This window comes from Citrobacter sp. Cb023, assembly GCF_030336805.1.
In the GTDB taxonomy this organism is placed as follows: Bacteria; Pseudomonadota; Gammaproteobacteria; order Enterobacterales; family Enterobacteriaceae; genus Citrobacter; species Citrobacter braakii.
On the sequence record NZ_JAOWCV010000040.1, the window covers coordinates 701,713 to 717,348 of the forward strand.

13 protein-coding genes and 1 pseudogene are annotated in these 15,636 nt (G+C 53.8%); 8 read left to right on the plus strand and 6 right to left on the minus strand.

Features of this window, described 5'->3' with window-relative positions; all coding sequences use genetic code 11:
- Positions 1-41: 41 nt before the first annotated feature.
- On the plus strand, positions 42-713 hold the full coding sequence (gene queE / locus OGW44_RS24145) for a 7-carboxy-7-deazaguanine synthase QueE (protein ID WP_185654463.1): 672 nt from the start codon (positions 42-44) through the stop codon (positions 711-713).
- A gap of 52 nt (positions 714-765) precedes the next feature.
- Here queE and OGW44_RS24150 read toward each other — a convergent pair whose 3' ends face one another.
- Both OGW44_RS24150 and OGW44_RS24155 read right to left on the minus strand, forming a co-directional pair.
- Positions 766-2,244 carry an FGGY-family carbohydrate kinase gene (locus OGW44_RS24150; RefSeq protein WP_185654464.1) on the minus strand — a complete coding sequence of 493 codons (1,479 nt, stop codon included), beginning with the start codon at positions 2,242-2,244 and terminating at the stop codon, positions 766-768.
- A 26-nt stretch (positions 2,245-2,270) separates the two neighbouring features.
- Positions 2,271-3,569: an MFS transporter gene (locus OGW44_RS24155; protein ID WP_103284164.1), complete on the minus strand. Its 1,299-nt coding sequence runs from the start codon at positions 3,567-3,569 to the stop codon at positions 2,271-2,273.
- Between the two features lie 318 nt (positions 3,570-3,887).
- On the opposite strand from OGW44_RS24155, the gene OGW44_RS24160 reads away from it, so the two are divergent.
- The 5 genes and pseudogenes from OGW44_RS24160 (at position 3,888) to OGW44_RS24180 (ending at position 9,202) form a co-directional block, all read left to right on the plus strand.
- Positions 3,888-4,673 carry an SDR family oxidoreductase gene (locus OGW44_RS24160; protein WP_016154226.1) on the plus strand — a complete coding sequence of 262 codons (786 nt, stop codon included), beginning with the start codon at positions 3,888-3,890 and terminating at the stop codon, positions 4,671-4,673.
- A 59-nt stretch (positions 4,674-4,732) separates the two neighbouring features.
- Positions 4,733-6,187, plus strand: a complete 1,455-nt coding sequence (locus tag OGW44_RS24165) for an FAD-binding oxidoreductase (RefSeq protein WP_185654465.1) — start codon at positions 4,733-4,735, stop codon at positions 6,185-6,187.
- A 45-nt stretch (positions 6,188-6,232) separates the two neighbouring features.
- Positions 6,233-7,591: pseudogene (locus tag OGW44_RS24170) on the plus strand (MFS transporter); the annotation flags it as partial.
- The gene (locus tag OGW44_RS24175) at positions 7,569-8,351 is read left to right on the plus strand and encodes an adenine nucleotide alpha hydrolase family protein (protein ID WP_016157340.1); all 783 of its coding nucleotides are present in this window, start codon (positions 7,569-7,571) and stop codon (positions 8,349-8,351) included. The pseudogene OGW44_RS24170 and the gene OGW44_RS24175, both read left to right, overlap by 23 nt.
- Positions 8,348-9,202, plus strand: a complete 855-nt coding sequence (locus OGW44_RS24180; RefSeq protein WP_016157339.1) for an electron transfer flavoprotein subunit alpha/FixB family protein — start codon at positions 8,348-8,350, stop codon at positions 9,200-9,202. The genes OGW44_RS24175 and OGW44_RS24180 overlap by 4 nt, the downstream gene beginning before the upstream one ends.
- A gap of 50 nt (positions 9,203-9,252) precedes the next feature.
- On the opposite strand, the gene OGW44_RS24185 is transcribed toward OGW44_RS24180, so the two are convergent.
- The 4 genes from OGW44_RS24185 to queD form a co-directional block, all read right to left on the minus strand.
- Positions 9,253-9,828, minus strand: a complete 576-nt coding sequence (locus tag OGW44_RS24185) for a glycerol-3-phosphate responsive antiterminator (protein WP_016154221.1) — start codon at positions 9,826-9,828, stop codon at positions 9,253-9,255.
- Positions 9,829-9,844: 16 nt separating this feature from the next.
- Positions 9,845-10,105 (minus strand): ferredoxin family protein, encoded by a 261-nt coding sequence (locus OGW44_RS24190; RefSeq protein ID WP_075847512.1) that lies wholly within the window; start codon positions 10,103-10,105, stop codon positions 9,845-9,847.
- A complete protein-coding gene (locus OGW44_RS24195; protein ID WP_185654466.1) occupies positions 10,096-11,367 on the minus strand; it encodes an FAD-dependent oxidoreductase in 1,272 nt (423 codons plus the stop codon). The genes OGW44_RS24190 and OGW44_RS24195 overlap by 10 nt, the downstream gene beginning before the upstream one ends.
- Before the next feature lie 81 nt (positions 11,368-11,448).
- Positions 11,449-11,811, minus strand: coding sequence for a 6-carboxytetrahydropterin synthase QueD (queD, locus tag OGW44_RS24200; RefSeq protein ID WP_016154218.1), 363 nt, complete (start codon positions 11,809-11,811; stop codon positions 11,449-11,451).
- Positions 11,812-12,116: 305 nt separating this feature from the next.
- Here queD and cysJ point away from each other — a divergent pair, with 305 nt between their 5' ends.
- Together cysJ and cysI are read left to right on the plus strand one after the other, a co-directional pair.
- Positions 12,117-13,916, plus strand: a complete 1,800-nt coding sequence (gene cysJ / locus OGW44_RS24205) for an NADPH-dependent assimilatory sulfite reductase flavoprotein subunit (RefSeq protein WP_185654467.1) — start codon at positions 12,117-12,119, stop codon at positions 13,914-13,916.
- A complete protein-coding gene (gene cysI / locus OGW44_RS24210) occupies positions 13,916-15,628 on the plus strand; it encodes an assimilatory sulfite reductase (NADPH) hemoprotein subunit (protein ID WP_046274900.1) in 1,713 nt (570 codons plus the stop codon). Before cysJ ends, cysI begins: the two co-directional genes overlap by 1 nt.
- Positions 15,629-15,636 lie beyond the last annotated feature (8 nt).

The following is a 15,636-nucleotide window of genomic DNA, read 5'->3' on the forward strand; positions in this document are numbered from 1 at the left end:
GATCTGCGATAATTATCGTTTATCCCCATATTGAGAGCGCTATGCAGTACCCGATTAACGAGATGTTCCAGACCCTGCAAGGTGAGGGTTACTTTACCGGCGTCCCCGCCATTTTTATTCGTTTACAGGGATGCCCGGTTGGCTGTGCCTGGTGCGATACCAAACACACCTGGGATAAGCTTGAGGATCGGGAAGTTTCCCTGTACAGCATCCTGGCTAAGACCAAAGAGAGCGATAAATGGGGCGCGGCGAGCAGCGAGGATCTGCTGGCGGTCATTGTGCGTCAGGGCTATACCGCCCGTCACGTGGTGATAACCGGTGGCGAGCCCTGCATTCATGACCTGGTGCCGCTGACAGACCTGCTGGAAAAGAACGGCTTTAGCTGCCAGATTGAAACCAGCGGTACCCACGAAGTGCGCTGTACGCCGAATACCTGGGTGACCGTATCGCCGAAGGTGAATATGCGCGGCGGTTATGATGTGCTGTCGCAGGCGCTGGAGCGTGCGAATGAAATCAAACATCCGGTTGGTCGCGTTCGCGATATTGAAGCGCTGGATGAACTGCTGGCTACGTTGAGCGACGACAAACCGCGTATCATCGCCTTACAGCCAATCAGCCAGAAAGAAGATGCTACGCGTTTGTGTATTGATACCTGTATCGCGCGTAACTGGCGTCTGTCGATGCAGACCCATAAATATCTGAATATCGCCTGATGATAATGGGTTTATCGGCCTGCATTGAGTGCTACATGCAGGCCGGATAACCTTATGCGTTAGACCAGCTCTGAATCGAATTGACGTTATTCAGGCCGCCATGCAGTACTTCATACGACTTTTTCAGGATCACATCGGTGTGCTGGGTTAAATCGCGGAAAATCCCTTTGTTCAGCGCGTCATAGCGTCTGGCGTTGCTTTCTATTGGTGTGAATACATCTTTCACCCGAACCATTTTTTCTATCGCGGTCTCATAGTTCGGATAGAGACCAAGCCCTACCGCCGTGTTAATTGCCGCGCCCAGGCTGGCGCAACCGTTAATGGCATTCCGTCTTGCTGGAAGATTGAACACGTCGGCAAAGATTTGCATGAATAGATCACTGTTTGAACCGCCGCCCGTAATGATAACTTGTTTAGCGAAGTGATTCATTTCGTTACACATATTGTCGTAATTGTTTTTCAGCGTCAGCGCAACGCTCTCCAGAATAGAGCGGTAAATCCAGGCGTAGTCCATGCTGGAGTCAAAGCCAATCATGATCCCACGTTTGAACGGTTCCCACGGGTTGGTCAGCCAGTCCAGGACGGTCATCAGGCCATTGCAACCGGGTGGTACGCTGGCCGCTTTCTTATTCAGCAAATCTTCCGGCGACAGATCCTGTGCTTTCGCATCCTGGATTAGTGATTCCCCCAACATATCCCGCAGCCAACTGACCGTCCACATCCCTTTGCGAATGCCATAGCCTTCGTAGAGCAGCGTTTGCGGAATCGAAGACATAATTGGCCAATAAGCGATTGGATCTTTGGGCAGCGCTTTGCCGTTCATCATCAGGGCGATATAGGTGCCTAATGAGATCACCGCGGTTTCGTCGTCCAGCAATCCTGCGCCCAGGGCCTCTACCGGTTTGTCGCTGGTGGTGCAAACCACCGGTAATCCGGCGGGGAAGCTGGTCGCTTTCGCCGCTGCATCCGTCAGGTGCCCGAGCACGGTTCCCGGCATCTGCACCTCGAACAGCATCCTGCGCGGGATATTGAATTTCTTCACCACCTCCGGGTCGTCGCTCCATGTCCAGGTTTTGTAATCCACCGGCCACTGACCAAAGTAGTTGGCGATATTGTCTTTAAATTCACCGGTTAAGCGATGTGACAAATAACCTGAAAATGAGGTGACGTAAGCCACATCATGATTGGCGTGCTCATAGGGGCGGGTGACGCGCGCGTCCTGCCAGCTGATCAATGGCGCAGCGGGCGTGCCGTCTGCTTTGAGCAATGCGCGACAGCAGCGAATGGAGCCCAGACCAATCCCGACAATGTCTTTTGGATCTCCCGCGAACTGGCTCATTAAGTCTTTGCCAGCAAAACACAATGAAGCCCATAAATCGTCGTCCGGATGCTCTGCCGTATCGGCGTCGGGAGTAAACATCGGTTGCAGGAGACCTTTTCCTTCACACACCACGTTACCTTCCAGATCGTACATCACAACCTTGGTACTCTGACTTCCGCCATCAATTCCAATGATGTATTTCTTTGACATTGTCATTCTCCTTTAATTTTCCATCTTCACTCGCCGGAGGTTTCTGCGGCCAGTGAGGTTATCTTTTCCGGTGCGGCGTTGTTGGTGCGAATTTTGCGAAACAATAAGAACGTGAAGAGGATGACCATGCACAGCGCCGCCAGTCCCATCAGCCACATATTGCGATAGGCTTGTGCCGCTGGGAGCGTATCCTGCCAGTGGCCGACAATCGGATAGACGAACACGTCGGGCAGAAAACCGATCACCGAGCAGATCCCTACGGTGGTTCCCATGATGTAAGAAGGGGTTCTGGCCTCGCCGGGACAGGCCCAGTAAAGCCCGCGCGAGGCGTAGCAGGTGAAGCCCAGCAGCAGAATCAGGCCGATCCCCATAACTACGGACTGCGGATTTGAGTTCGTCACCAGCAGGGCAATCAGCGCAGCGGCGCCGACAATTGAAAGCAGTTGCACCACGCGCGTTGGCGACTTAATTTTGCTGTAGGTGGTGATGATGCCGCCCAGTGGCCCACAGATAGCCCGGAAGATCTTGTTGATGACGATCCCCATGTAGCTCGCCGCGACCAGCGACATGCCGTACATTTCAGTCAGATAGTTGGTGGAGTAGCTGAGAATGGCGTAGATCGTAAAGACGCCAAAAATAACCATGCTGCAATACCAGGTGGTGCTGATACGCAGCACGGCGATGATATCTTTGAGCTGAAACGCCTGCTTATCCTCTTTCGCACCGTGGCTGCGGCTGTTGCCATCGTTCACGAAGAACCAGCACAAAATTCCCAACAGGATGTAAACCACGCTATAAATCAGGATCACGGCCTTCAGGCTGTTGCTGTCATCCGGTGCGAAGCGAGAAAAGACCCACATGGTAAATACCGCCAGCGACATGACGCCGACACCGCGCAGGCCTTCCATCCAGCCCATGATTTTCCCTTGTTCACTGTGATCCCCCAGCAGCGAGGCGGCTTTAATTGATACCGACCACAGCATCAGGATTGTCGTGATGGCAAAGGCGACCTGAATACAGAGCATGACCCACAGCGGTGGATAGGTCATCATCAGCAGACCGAGCAAGCCGGTAATTATCATGGCTGAAGTGATCATTTTGCGATGGGAGAATTTATCGGCAATAACGCCGCTGGGCGCATACAGAATAATAGCGGCAACGCCAAAGGTACTCATTATTAATCCAATTTCGGTATTGCTAAATCCCATGAATTTTGCCATGGGAATTTGATAGATATAACGTAAATAGGCTAAATCAAAACTAACGCCACCGCTGAAACTAATAATGGCGAGTGTTATCCAACGGCGATATGAGGATTGTTGCATATCGGGCTCTCATTTTATGCAGACAAAAAAAAGAGAAAAGTAAACCGCCCTTTCAGGTGGATTACTTTTCTCAGGTCTCTAGTAATTGCGCTTAGAAATAACATGGAAGTGTGGGTTATAGTGTGAGAATAATCACGCTTCTTGTTTTTAGTCATCAATACAGAATGAACAAAACATCTGTGATTTTGATCACGTTAGATATTTTCTCGTTATGCTAAAAATTCATTCCAGTTACCAGAGATAATGAGAAAGGTGACTTCCCTCTAGCGGGGGAAGTTGCCTTTCTTTTTTTTTGCCTAAAGGAATTTGGAGCCAGCTATGTCAATCGAATCTCTCAATGCATTCTCAATGAATTTTTTCTCCCTGAAAGGGAAAACGGCGATCGTAACGGGTGGCAACAGCGGTCTGGGTCAGGCTTTTGCGATGGCGCTGGCGAAAGCCGGGGCGAATCTGTTTATCCCAAGTTTTGTAAAAGATAACGGTGAAACGAAGGAAATCATTGAGAAACAGGGTGTTGAAGTTGAATTCATGCAGGTGGATATCACCGAGAAAGGTGCCCCGCAGAAGATTATTGCCGCCTGCTGCGAGCGTTTTGGCACCGTTGATATTCTGGTGAACAACGCCGGAATTTGTAAGCTGAATAAGGTACTGGACTTTGGTCGTGCGGACTGGGATCCGATGATTGACGTCAACCTGACGGCGGCGTTTGAACTGAGCTACGAAGCGGCAAAAATTATGATTCCGCAAAACAGCGGTAAAATTATAAATATCTGTTCTTTGTTCTCTTATCTTGGCGGACAGTGGTCTCCGGCTTATTCAGCGACAAAACATGCGCTTGCTGGTTTTACCAAGGCGTATTGCGATGAATTGGGGCAATATAATATTCAGGTTAACGGTATCGCACCGGGATATTATGCAACGGATATTACGCTGGCTACGCGCAGCAATCCGGAAACGAATCAGCGCGTATTGGATCATATCCCGGCTAATCGTTGGGGCGATACCCAGGATTTAATGGGGGCTGCGATATTCCTTGCCAGTCAGGCTTCTAATTATGTTAACGGTCATTTACTGGTCGTCGATGGCGGTTATTTAGTTCGCTAATATCTACCTATAGTTTCTGTATTATTAATTGTTCTGCTAATTATCAGGAAGGAATAGCTATGCCTTTATTTCGCGAAGCGATTGTTGACCAGTTAAAAGAAATTGTTGGGTCCGAACGCGTAATTACCGATGAAACGGTATTAAAGAAAAACAGTATTGACCGCTTTCGTAAATATGCCGACATTCACGGCGTTTACACGCTGCCCATTCCGGCGGCAGTGGTAAAACTCGGTTCGACAGAGCAGGTTTCCCGCGTTCTGGCGTTTATGGACCAACATAAAATCAATGGGGTTCCGCGTACCGGGGCATCCGCGACGGAAGGGGGTCTGGAAACCGTCGTCAAAGACTCTGTGGTCCTTGACGGGACAGGGATGAACCAGATCCTAAGCATTGATATTGAAAATATGCAGGCGACCGCTCAATGCGGCGTGCCGCTTGAGATTCTGGAAAATGCATTGCGCGAAAAAGGATATACCACCGGGCATTCGCCGCAGTCTAAGCCGCTGGCGCAGATGGGCGGCCTGGTTGCAACCCGCAGCATCGGGCAGTTCTCCACTCTTTACGGTGCCATTGAAGATATGGTCGTGGGGCTGGAGGCGGTGCTGCCGGACGGCACGGTAACCCGCATCAAGAACGTGCCACGCCGGGCTGCCGGGCCGGACATTCGCCACATCATCATTGGGAACGAAGGCGCACTGTGCTATATCACTGAAGTAACAGTGAAAATCTTCAAGTTCACGCCGGAAAATAACCTTTTTTACGGCTACATTCTGGACGATATGAAAATCGGTTTCGACATCCTGCGTGAAGTGATGGTGGAAGGCTACCGTCCTTCGATTGCACGCCTGTATGACGTCGAGGATGGTACCCAGCACTTCACTCACTTCGCTGACGGGAAATGCGTGTTGATCTTCATGGCTGAGGGCAATCCGCGAATGGCGCAAGCTACTGGCGAGGGCATTGCGGAGATCGTCGCGCGTTATCCACAGTGTAAGCGTGTGGACAGCAAGCTGATTGAGAACTGGTTTAACCATCTGAACTGGGGCCCGGAAAAAGTGGCTGCTGAACGCGTACAGATCCTGAAAACCGGCAATATGGGCTTTACGACGGAAGTTTCCGGCAGCTGGAGCTGCATCCATCAAATTTACGAAAACGTGATCCATCGTATTCGTACTGAATTCCCACACGCGGATGACATCACCATGCTGGGCGGTCACTCTTCCCATAGTTATATCAACGGTACCAACATGTACTTTGTGTATGACTACAACGTGGTGGACTGCAAGCCGGAAGAGGAGATTGATAAGTACCACAACCCGCTTAACAAGATTATTTGCGAAGAGACGATCCGTCTTGGCGGCTCAATGGTACATCACCACGGCATTGGTAAGCACCGCGTTCACTGGAGCAAGCTGGAACATGGCAGCGCGTGGCCGCTGCTGGAAGGTCTGAAACGTCAGTTTGATCCAAACGGCATTATGAACACGGGAACGATCTACCCGATTGAGAAATAAACATCAGCTGGCTTCCTGATCGGGAAGCCACAATTTTACCGGACAGGGGTAGAAATGAACACTTCACCGGTGCGAATGGACGATTTACCGCTTAACGGTTTTCACTGTCGTATTGCCGCCTTGACCTTTGGTGCTCACCTTACCGACGGCTATGTTCTTGGTGTTGTCGGCTATGCCATTATTCAGTTAACACCTGCCATGCAGCTCACGCCGTTTATGACCGGGATGATTGGCGGCTCGGCGCTGCTCGGGTTGTTTCTCGGTAGTCTGGTGTTGGGCTGGATTTCAGACCACATTGGTCGACAGAAGATCTTCACTTTCAGCTTTGTGCTGATCACCATCGCCTCTTTTTTACAGCTTTTCGCCACTTCGCCAGAGCAGCTCATTGTGTTACGTATTCTGATTGGGATTGGGCTGGGAGGCGATTATTCCGTAGGGCACACTCTGTTGGCCGAATTTTCTCCACGACGACACCGGGGAGTGTTGCTGGGGGCTTTTAGCGTGGTATGGACCATCGGCTATGTGCTGGCAAGCCTGGCGGGGCACTATTTTATTACCGAAAGCCCGGATGCCTGGCGCTGGCTGCTGGCGTCGGCGGCGCTTCCCGCACTATTGATTACCCTGCTTCGCTGGGGGACGCCGGAATCGCCTCGCTGGCTGCTGCGCCAGGGGCGTTTCGCGGAAGCCCACGCTATTGTTCACCGATATTTTGGGGCGCACGTATTGCTCGGCGACGAGGTTTCTGCGGCGTCCGGGAAACATATCAAAACGCTCTTTTCCCCCCTCTACTGGCGGCGAACCGCGTTTAACAGCGTGTTTTTTGTTTGTCTGGTGATCCCGTGGTTTGTTATCTACACCTGGCTGCCTACCATTGCCGGGACCCTCGGCCTGGAGGATGCGCTCACCGCCAGCCTGCTGCTGAATGCGTTGTTAATCGTTGGCGCACTGCTGGGGCTGGTATTAACACATCTGCTGGCGCACCGCCGGTTTCTGCTTGGGAGTTTTTTTCTGTTGGCTGCCACGCTGGTGGTGATGGCTTTTCTGCCGTCCGGTAGCTCGTTAACTTTGCTGCTTTTTGTCCTGTTCAGCACCACAATTTCTGCGGTCAGTAATCTGGTAGGGATCCTGCCTGCTGAAAGCTTCCCGACGGATATCCGCTCGCTGGGCGTGGGTTTTGCGACGTCGATGAGCAGACTTGGCGCGGCAATCAGCACCGGCCTGCTGCCCTGGACGCTGGCGCAATGGGGGATGCAGGTCACGTTGCTGCTGCTGGCTGGCGTGCTCCTCATTGGATTTGTGGTGACCTGGCTATGGGCACCGGAAACGAAGGCATTGCCGTTGGTGGCGGCCGGAAGCGTGGAGAAAAGACAGGGAGGAGCAAATGAACATTCTGTTCGCGTTTAAGGCCGAACCAGACTCCGGCATGTTGGCGGAAAAAGACTGGCTGGCGGCGACGGAAGATACCCGTGGCCCGGACACCGCGCTGCTGCGCTGTTCTCCTGGTGCCGATGAGCAGGCGGCTGCGGCATTACTGCTGGCGCAACGTCGTGAAGGTTGTGATATGACGTTAACCGCGCTAAGCATTAGCGATGAGCGTGCTATTCATTGGTTGCGCTATTTTGCCGCGCTGGGTTTTGATAAGCCGGTGTTGCTGGAAACGACGGCGGATCTGCGCTTTGCGCCGGAATTCATTGCCCGGCAAATAACTGACTGGCAGCGTCATCACGGCGCGGATTTGATTATCACTGGCTGTCAGAGTAGCGAAGGGCAGAACGGGCAAACGCCATTTTTGATGGCTGAAATGTTGGCCTGGCCCTGCTTTACCCAGGTGGAGCGTTTTACGCTGACGCCGCCTTTTGTTGTTGTCGAACAGCGAACGACAACCGGGTTACGCCGCTGCCGGGTGCGGCTTCCGGCAGTGATTGCCGTCAGGCAATGTGGTGAAGTTGCGCTTCCCGTCCCCGGAATGCGTCAGCGTCTGGCGGCGGCAAAAGCGGCAATTTTACGTCAGCCAGCGTCCAGTGATGAAACTCCGAACGTGCAATGTCAGAAGCTGGCGCGACCGGCGCAGCGGCGCAGCGCCACGCTTATCGACGGCGCGACGGCGCAGGAAAAAGCGCGGATATTGTGGAATGATTATTTGCGCCAGAGGATGCAGCCATGAAGATCGTTGTGATTACGGAATCGGGTGAATGCGCTGCACTGGCAGGCTGGATTGCAGAAAACGCGCTTAATGCAGCAGAACTGGAACGCTGGACTCTAGACCCGATGCCGGACGTGGCGGAGCAGGTGCTGGACGCGCTGGCGACGCAGTGGTTGCTGACGCCAGCCGACATCCTGATTTTTCCGGCGGGTGCGCTGGGGGATGAGCTTGCGACGCGGCTGGCCTGGCGTCTGCACGGCGGCAGCGTTTGCCAGGTGCAGACGCTGGATGCGCAACAGGGGCTGGTGACGAAATCCCACTGGGGGAATGCGCTGACGGCCCGGCTACAAATCACCGCGCGTCCCTTGTGCCTTTCACTGGCGCGACAACCGGAAACGAGCGCGTCGGGCAACGCGCTGCCAGCGATGGTGGAGCGCCGGATTGCCTCCACCACACCTCCGGGCTGGCTGGATAGCGTAGAAAGCATCGACCGTGTTACAGCTCATCCTTTGTTGCAGGCCGGGCGTGTGCTGGTGGTAGGGCAGGGAAGAAGTGACGCCGATGCCGAAAAAATTACCGCTCTTGGTAAGGAGTTTGGTGCCGAAGTGGGATACAGCCGTGCACGGGTGATGAACGGTGGTTTTGACGCTGAGCGCGTGATTGGGATATCGGGGCATCTGCTTGCGCCGGATGTCTGCATTGTCGCGGGGGCATCCGGCGCGGCGGCGCTAATGGCCGGGGTTCGTCAGAGCCGGTTTGTGGTGGCGATAAACAGTGACGCCAGAGCGCCGGTCTTTTCACAGGCGGATGTCGGGATTGTGGATGACTGGCTGCCGGTGCTGGAGGCGTTGGCAGCCATCGCAGAAAATTAATTCAGGGGGATGCCGGGTCAGGTGTTTACACCGCTATCCGGCGGCTCGGGTTAATGCAGCTTTTTCGCTAACGTCCAGACGTCGGTGTTGGTAGTTGAAAGCGCTGCTACACCAGCTTTCATCGCATTGCGAGCGTCCTCTTCATCGCAAACCAGACCACCGGCAATCAACGGCTGGCGTATTTTTTCCGTCACCCATCCCAGCACTTTTGGCATGCATCCCGGCAGGATTTCAATACAGTCCGGGTTCGACTGTGCGACCTGCTTATCAATGTTGTGAAAGGAGATGGAGTCGACGATAAACAGGCGATGAATACAGAAAAAGCCCTCTGCCCGCGCCGCTTTCAGCATCGACGCTTTGGTACTGATGATGCCGTCGGCCTCGGTGACCAGCTTCAGAAACTGGATCACCACCTCTTTATTAGACGCGCCCTCCAGCAGATCAACGTGGATAAATGCGTATTTACCGGCAGTTTTAATCTTCTTCACGATATGGCTGATGGTGCAGATATTGCCGTACAAAACAGAGATGAACTGGCATTCGGAATCGATGGCTAATTGCAGACTGGCGTTGTCTTTCACCGCGGCAATGACAGGATTCTGGCGGAGCAGGTGTAACAGGGGCATAAATTATCCTATTAAATTATCCAAATCGGTAAGTGATGCCAAAGCCGGACGCGGGGTAGCGCCACTGTTGCAGCGTTTTTTCATCACACAGCAGTCGACAGGTGCCGCACTCCAGGCAGCCGCGAAAGCTGACCCGTAGCTCACCTTCCGCCGTAAGAGAAAACAGTCCGGCGGGGCAGGATGCGATCAGCCGTTGTGCCGTTTCGCTGTCAACAACGGTCGCAGGAACAATATGTGAAATGTCGGCGGGACGCCAGACGTTACGGGCTACAGACATCGTAAGCTCCTGATGATATCGCCTGCCAGATGACGCAGGCCGTGACGACGAAACTGACGCCAGACAATCTGGCGCAGCGGGGCTACCGGGCGGTCGCCCTGATGCCAGATTTCATGGGAAATAGCCTCCATCAGCATGGGCCATTGACGATACCATCCGGGGCGCTGGAGCAACGCCGGAACATCCCGGTAACGTTGCAGAACGTCCCACAGCAGGCTGTGCTGGATGTCGTGGTGATAAGCCGGAAACAGATTTTGCGGCTCGCGTTTCCGGCAGGCGTTAATCAATGTTTGCGCCGCCGCCTGAGCGCCAATGAGCGCCATATCCATGCCGCGAACGGAGAAACCGGTATTCACACAGCTGCGCAGCGCATCGCCCACCAGCAGCCAGCCTTCTCCTGCATATTGTACGGGCAGGCTGTGCAACCCGCCTTCTGGAACCAGATGCGCACCATATTCCAGCGTTTCGCTGCCTCTGAGCAGCGGATGTAACGCCGGATGCGTCTTGAGCCGCTCCAGCAGTTCAGCCGCCGGGACATCGCTTTGTGCCAAAGAGGAGAGCGGACAAACCACGCCCAGAGAGAGCGTCTCCTGATTGGTATAGAGAAACGCGCCGCCGGGAAGTTCGCCACAAATATTGCCACTGAACAGCATTGCCGCGCCTTCGTCATTGGATAAGCGGAAACGTTCCTCAAGTAACGATTTATCCAGCGCCAAAGTCTCTTTAATGCCTAATGCCATTGCGGTTGTCGAGGGACGCGGCAGGAATCCGTAGCGCTCGGCCAGTACGCTGTTTGCCCCTTCCGCCAGTACCACATAACGGGCGCGCAGCGTCTCGTTATCGGCAATAACGCCGCAGACTCTGCCCTCTTCGATATGGAGCGCCTCGACCGTCACACCGCTGATAAACTGTACGCCTTCGGCCTCGGCCTGGGGGACAAACCACGGGTCGAAGCGGGCGCGCAGCAGGCTCCATGAGTCTCCATCCGGTTGCAGGCTGGAGTACGTCGTTGCGCCATCGCGAGTTAACAGCGAGAGATTTTCCTGGGTAATTCGGCGTTCAAGTGGGGCTGAATGTTGGAAGTGGGGAAGAAGTTCACCGAGCGCGTGAGTATACAGACGCCCGCCGGAAAGGTTTTTACTGCCGGGAAGCTCGCCGCGTTCAATAAGCAAAACTGACAGTCCTGCTCGCACGCAGCGTAAAGCACAAGCGGTGCCCGCTATCCCTGCACCGATAATAATAATATCGAAATCGTCAGACATGTTGTGCTCCAGATATCCAGAGCACATAACCCTAACAGAGTGTTAGTTAAGGAAAATTGACCGTTGCCACAGACGATACAATCATTCCCCGCGATACACGCAGCCTGCTGTGCAGGTCTCTTTCACCATTACGGCACTCAGCAGAGGGACAACCGGTTTAACCTGATCCCAAATCCATTTGGCCAGTACTTCACTGGTTGGGTTTTCTAAGCCAGGAATATCGTTCAGATAGTAGTGATCGAGTCTGTTGTAAGTTGGCTTAAACGCGGCTTTTAACTCAGAAAAATCCATGATCCAACCGGTATGCGGATCGACTTCACCGGTAATTTCAAGACGCACCATAAATGAGTGACCATGCAGGCGGCCACACTTATGCCCTTCCGGTACATGCGGCAGGCGGTGAGCGGCTTCGAAGGTGAAATCTTTAAACAAGGTGGTGGACATTTTTTACTCTCAAGAATGCGAAAAACCGCCGTAGGGTACCGTAAAGAGCGAATTTTATCATTAGTTAAAAGGGCGCTGAGTATCAGAACGACCTATTCATGATGGTAATATTTAATAATTATTGATATATCATATGGTTATCCAATCTGTTTTGCTGTTAATAACTATAACTAAAACAGGTTAGTTCATTTGGTTATTTGTTATTTCTATCCCTTCTTTAATTGTTACTATCCCCGCCGTTAACCTTATCTTCAGTTTGGGTTTTATTGCTTAAATCCGCTTTGCTTACTGGAACATGACAACGCATGACGACACAGGCCCCACCTTCCGCTCTGCTACCGCTAAACCCGGAGCAACTGGCACGCCTTCAGGCGGCCACGACCGATTTCACTCCCGCACAGCTTGCGTGGGTTTCTGGCTATTTTTGGGGCGTGCTGAATCAGCAGCCAGGCAGCAATGCGGCGACTCCTGCGCCTGCTGCTGAAATGCCTGGCATTACGCTTATCTCCGCCTCGCAAACCGGTAATGCGCGTCGTGTGGCGGAAGCCCTGCGCGATGATCTGATCGCTGCAAAGCTCAACGTCACTCTCACCAATGCTGGCGACTATAAATTCAAACAAATCGCCAATGAGAAATTGCTGATCGTAGTGGCGTCGACGCAAGGGGAAGGTGAACCGGCGGAAGAAGCCGTAGCGTTGCATAAATTCCTGTTCTCGAAAAAAGCGCCGAAGCTTGATAACACCGCTTTTGCCGTGTTTGGTCTTGGTGACACTTCTTACGAGTTTTTCTGTCAGTCAGGAAAAGACTTCGATGCAAAACTGGCTGAGCTGGGCGGTGAACGCTTGCTTGACCGCGTGGATGCCGACGTCGAATACCAGGGCGCGGCAGCCGAATGGCGTGCCCGTCTGGTTGATGTCCTGAAAGCGCGTGCCCCTGCGGCATCGTCTGTGCAAGTTGCTGCGAGCGGTGCGGTAAACGAAGTACACACCAGCCCGTACACCAAAGAAGCGCCACTGACGGCGTCGCTTGCGGTGAATCAGAAAATCACTGGTCGCGACTCGGAAAAAGATGTGCGCCATATTGAAATCGATCTCGGCGATTCCGGCCTGCGCTACCAGCCGGGCGATGCCTTAGGAGTCTGGTATCAGAACGATCCTGAGCTGGTCAAAGAGCTGGTTGAATTGCTGTGGCTGAAAGGAGATGAGCCGGTCACGGTTGACGGCAAAACCCTGTCGCTCACCGAAGCGCTGCAGTGGCATTTCGAGCTGACGGTTAACACCGGCAATATCGTCGAGAACTATGCCACTTTAACCCGTAGCGAATCCCTGCTGCCGCTGGTGGGTGATAAGGCACAGTTGCAGCATTACGCCGCAACCACGCCAATCGTCGATATGGTGCGTTTCTCTCCGGCGCAGCTGGATGCCCAAACGTTGGTTGATCTTCTGCGCCCGCTGACGCCGCGTTTGTATTCTATTGCCTCTTCCCAGGCGGAAGTGGAAAGCGAAGTGCACGTCACCGTGGGCGTGGTGCGTTATGACATTGAAGGTCGTGCCCGTGCTGGTGGCGCGTCCAGTTTCCTCGCCGATCGCGTGGAAGAAGAGGGCGAGGTGCGCGTGTTCATCGAACACAACGATAACTTCCGCCTGCCGGCTAACCCGCAGACACCGGTGATTATGATTGGACCAGGCACGGGGATTGCGCCGTTCCGTGCATTCATGCAGCAGCGTGCGGCTGACGGAGCCGAAGGCAAAAACTGGCTGTTTTTTGGCAACCCACACTTTACCGAAGATTTCCTGTACCAGGTGGAATGGCAGCGTTACGTCAAAGAGGGCGTACTGAGCCGCATCGATCTCGCCTGGTCGCGCGATCAAAAAGAAAAAGTCTACGTACAAGATAAACTGCGCCAACAAGGTGCGGAACTGTGGCGCTGGATAAACGACGGTGCCCACATTTATGTCTGCGGCGACGCTAATCGCATGGCGAAAGACGTTGAGCAGGCTTTGTTGGAAGTGATTGCCGAATTCGGTGCTATGGATATCGAAGCGGCGGATGAATTTTTAAGTGAGCTGCGCATTGAGCGCCGTTATCAGCGAGATGTCTACTAATGAGCGAAAAATACCCAGGACCATTGGTGGTCGAAGGCAAGCTGTCCGACGCTGAGCGTATGAAGCTGGAAAGCAACTATCTGCGCGGTACGATTGCCGAAGATTTAAACGACGGCCTGACCGGCGGCTTCAAAGGCGATAACTTCCTGCTGATCCGTTTTCACGGTATGTACCAGCAGGATGACCGCGATATCCGCGCCGAACGAGCCGAGCAAAAGCTGGAGCCGCGTCACGCGATGCTGCTGCGCTGCCGTCTGCCGGGTGGGGTGATCACCACCAAACAGTGGCAGGCGATCGACACGTTCGCCCATGACAACACAATTTACGGCAGCATTCGTCTGACCAACCGTCAGACCTTCCAGTTTCACGGCATTCTGAAGAAGAACGTTAAGCCGGTACACCAGATGCTGCATTCGGTCGGGCTGGACGCGCTGGCGACCGCCAACGACATGAACCGTAACGTTCTGTGTACCTCTAACCCGTACGAGTCCGAGCTGCACGCCCAAGCCTATGAATGGGCGAAGAAGATCTCCGAACATCTGCTGCCGCGTACTCGCGCCTATGCAGAAATTTGGCTGGATCAGGAGAAGGTAGCGACCACCGACGAAGAGCCGATCCTCGGCCAAACCTATCTGCCGCGTAAGTTTAAAACCACGGTCGTAATCCCGCCGCAGAACGACATCGATCTGCACGCCAACGATATGAACTTCGTGGCGATTGCCGAAAACGGCAAGCTGGTGGGCTTTAACCTGCTGGTCGGCGGTGGTTTGTCGATTGAGCACGGCAATAAGAAAACCTACGCCCGCACCGCGAGCGAGTTCGGCTATCTGCCGCTGGAGCACACCCTGGCGGTAGCAGAAGCTGTGGTGACAACGCAGCGCGACTGGGGTAACCGTACCGATCGTAAAAACGCCAAAACTAAATACACGCTTGAACGCGTTGGTATCGACACGTTCAAAAAGGAAGTGGAGCGTCGCGCGGGTATTAAATTTGAGCCTATCCGCCCGTACGAGTTCACCGGTCGCGGCGATCGTATTGGTTGGGTAAAAGGGATCGACAATAACTGGCACCTGACGCTGTTTATTGAAAACGGCCGTATCCTGGATTATCCGGGCCGTCCGCTGAAAACCGGCCTGCTGGAGATCGCGAAGATCCACAAAGGGGATTTCCGCATCACCGCCAACCAGAACCTGATCATTGCTGGTGTGCCGGAAAGCCAAAAAGCGAAGATCGAGAAGCTGGCGCGCGATCACGGATTGATGAATGCGGTGAAGCCGCAGCGTGAAAACTCGATGGCCTGCGTGTCGTTCCCGACCTGTCCGCTGGCGATGGCGGAGGCCGAACGTTTCCTGCCATCGTTCACTGATAAAGTGGAAGCTATTCTCGAAAAACACGGCATTCCTGACGAGCATATCGTGATGCGCGTTACAGGCTGCCCGAACGGCTGCGGCCGCGCGATGCTGGCGGAACTGGGCCTGGTGGGTAAAGCCCCGGGGCGCTACAACGTACACCTTGGCGGTAACCGCATGGGCACGCGCATTCCGCGTATGTATCGCGAAAATATTACGGAATCGGAAATTCTCGACTCCGTTGACGAACTGGTTGGTCGCTGGGCGAAAGAGCGCGAAGCGGGTGAAGGCTTCGGTGATTTTACGGTGCGTGCGGGCATCATTCGCCCGGTGCTCGATCCCGCCCGGGATTTCTGGGAGTAACCACGAGA

Coding starts and splice junctions, on each gene's coding strand:
- queE (WP_185654463.1), top strand. CDS start 42: ATGCAGTACCCGATTAACGAGATGTTCCAGACCCTGCAAGGTGAGGGT.
- OGW44_RS24150 (WP_185654464.1), bottom strand. CDS start 2,244: ATGTCAAAGAAATACATCATTGGAATTGATGGCGGAAGTCAGAGTACC.
- OGW44_RS24155 (WP_103284164.1), bottom strand. CDS start 3,569: ATGCAACAATCCTCATATCGCCGTTGGATAACACTCGCCATTATTAGT.
- OGW44_RS24160 (WP_016154226.1), top strand. CDS start 3,888: ATGTCAATCGAATCTCTCAATGCATTCTCAATGAATTTTTTCTCCCTG.
- OGW44_RS24165 (WP_185654465.1), top strand. CDS start 4,733: ATGCCTTTATTTCGCGAAGCGATTGTTGACCAGTTAAAAGAAATTGTT.
- OGW44_RS24175 (WP_016157340.1), top strand. CDS start 7,569: ATGAACATTCTGTTCGCGTTTAAGGCCGAACCAGACTCCGGCATGTTG.
- OGW44_RS24180 (WP_016157339.1), top strand. CDS start 8,348: ATGAAGATCGTTGTGATTACGGAATCGGGTGAATGCGCTGCACTGGCA.
- OGW44_RS24185 (WP_016154221.1), bottom strand. CDS start 9,828: ATGCCCCTGTTACACCTGCTCCGCCAGAATCCTGTCATTGCCGCGGTG.
- OGW44_RS24190 (WP_075847512.1), bottom strand. CDS start 10,105: ATGTCTGTAGCCCGTAACGTCTGGCGTCCCGCCGACATTTCACATATT.
- OGW44_RS24195 (WP_185654466.1), bottom strand. CDS start 11,367: ATGTCTGACGATTTCGATATTATTATTATCGGTGCAGGGATAGCGGGC.
- queD (WP_016154218.1), bottom strand. CDS start 11,811: ATGTCCACCACCTTGTTTAAAGATTTCACCTTCGAAGCCGCTCACCGC.
- cysJ (WP_185654467.1), top strand. CDS start 12,117: ATGACGACACAGGCCCCACCTTCCGCTCTGCTACCGCTAAACCCGGAG.
- cysI (WP_046274900.1), top strand. CDS start 13,916: ATGAGCGAAAAATACCCAGGACCATTGGTGGTCGAAGGCAAGCTGTCC.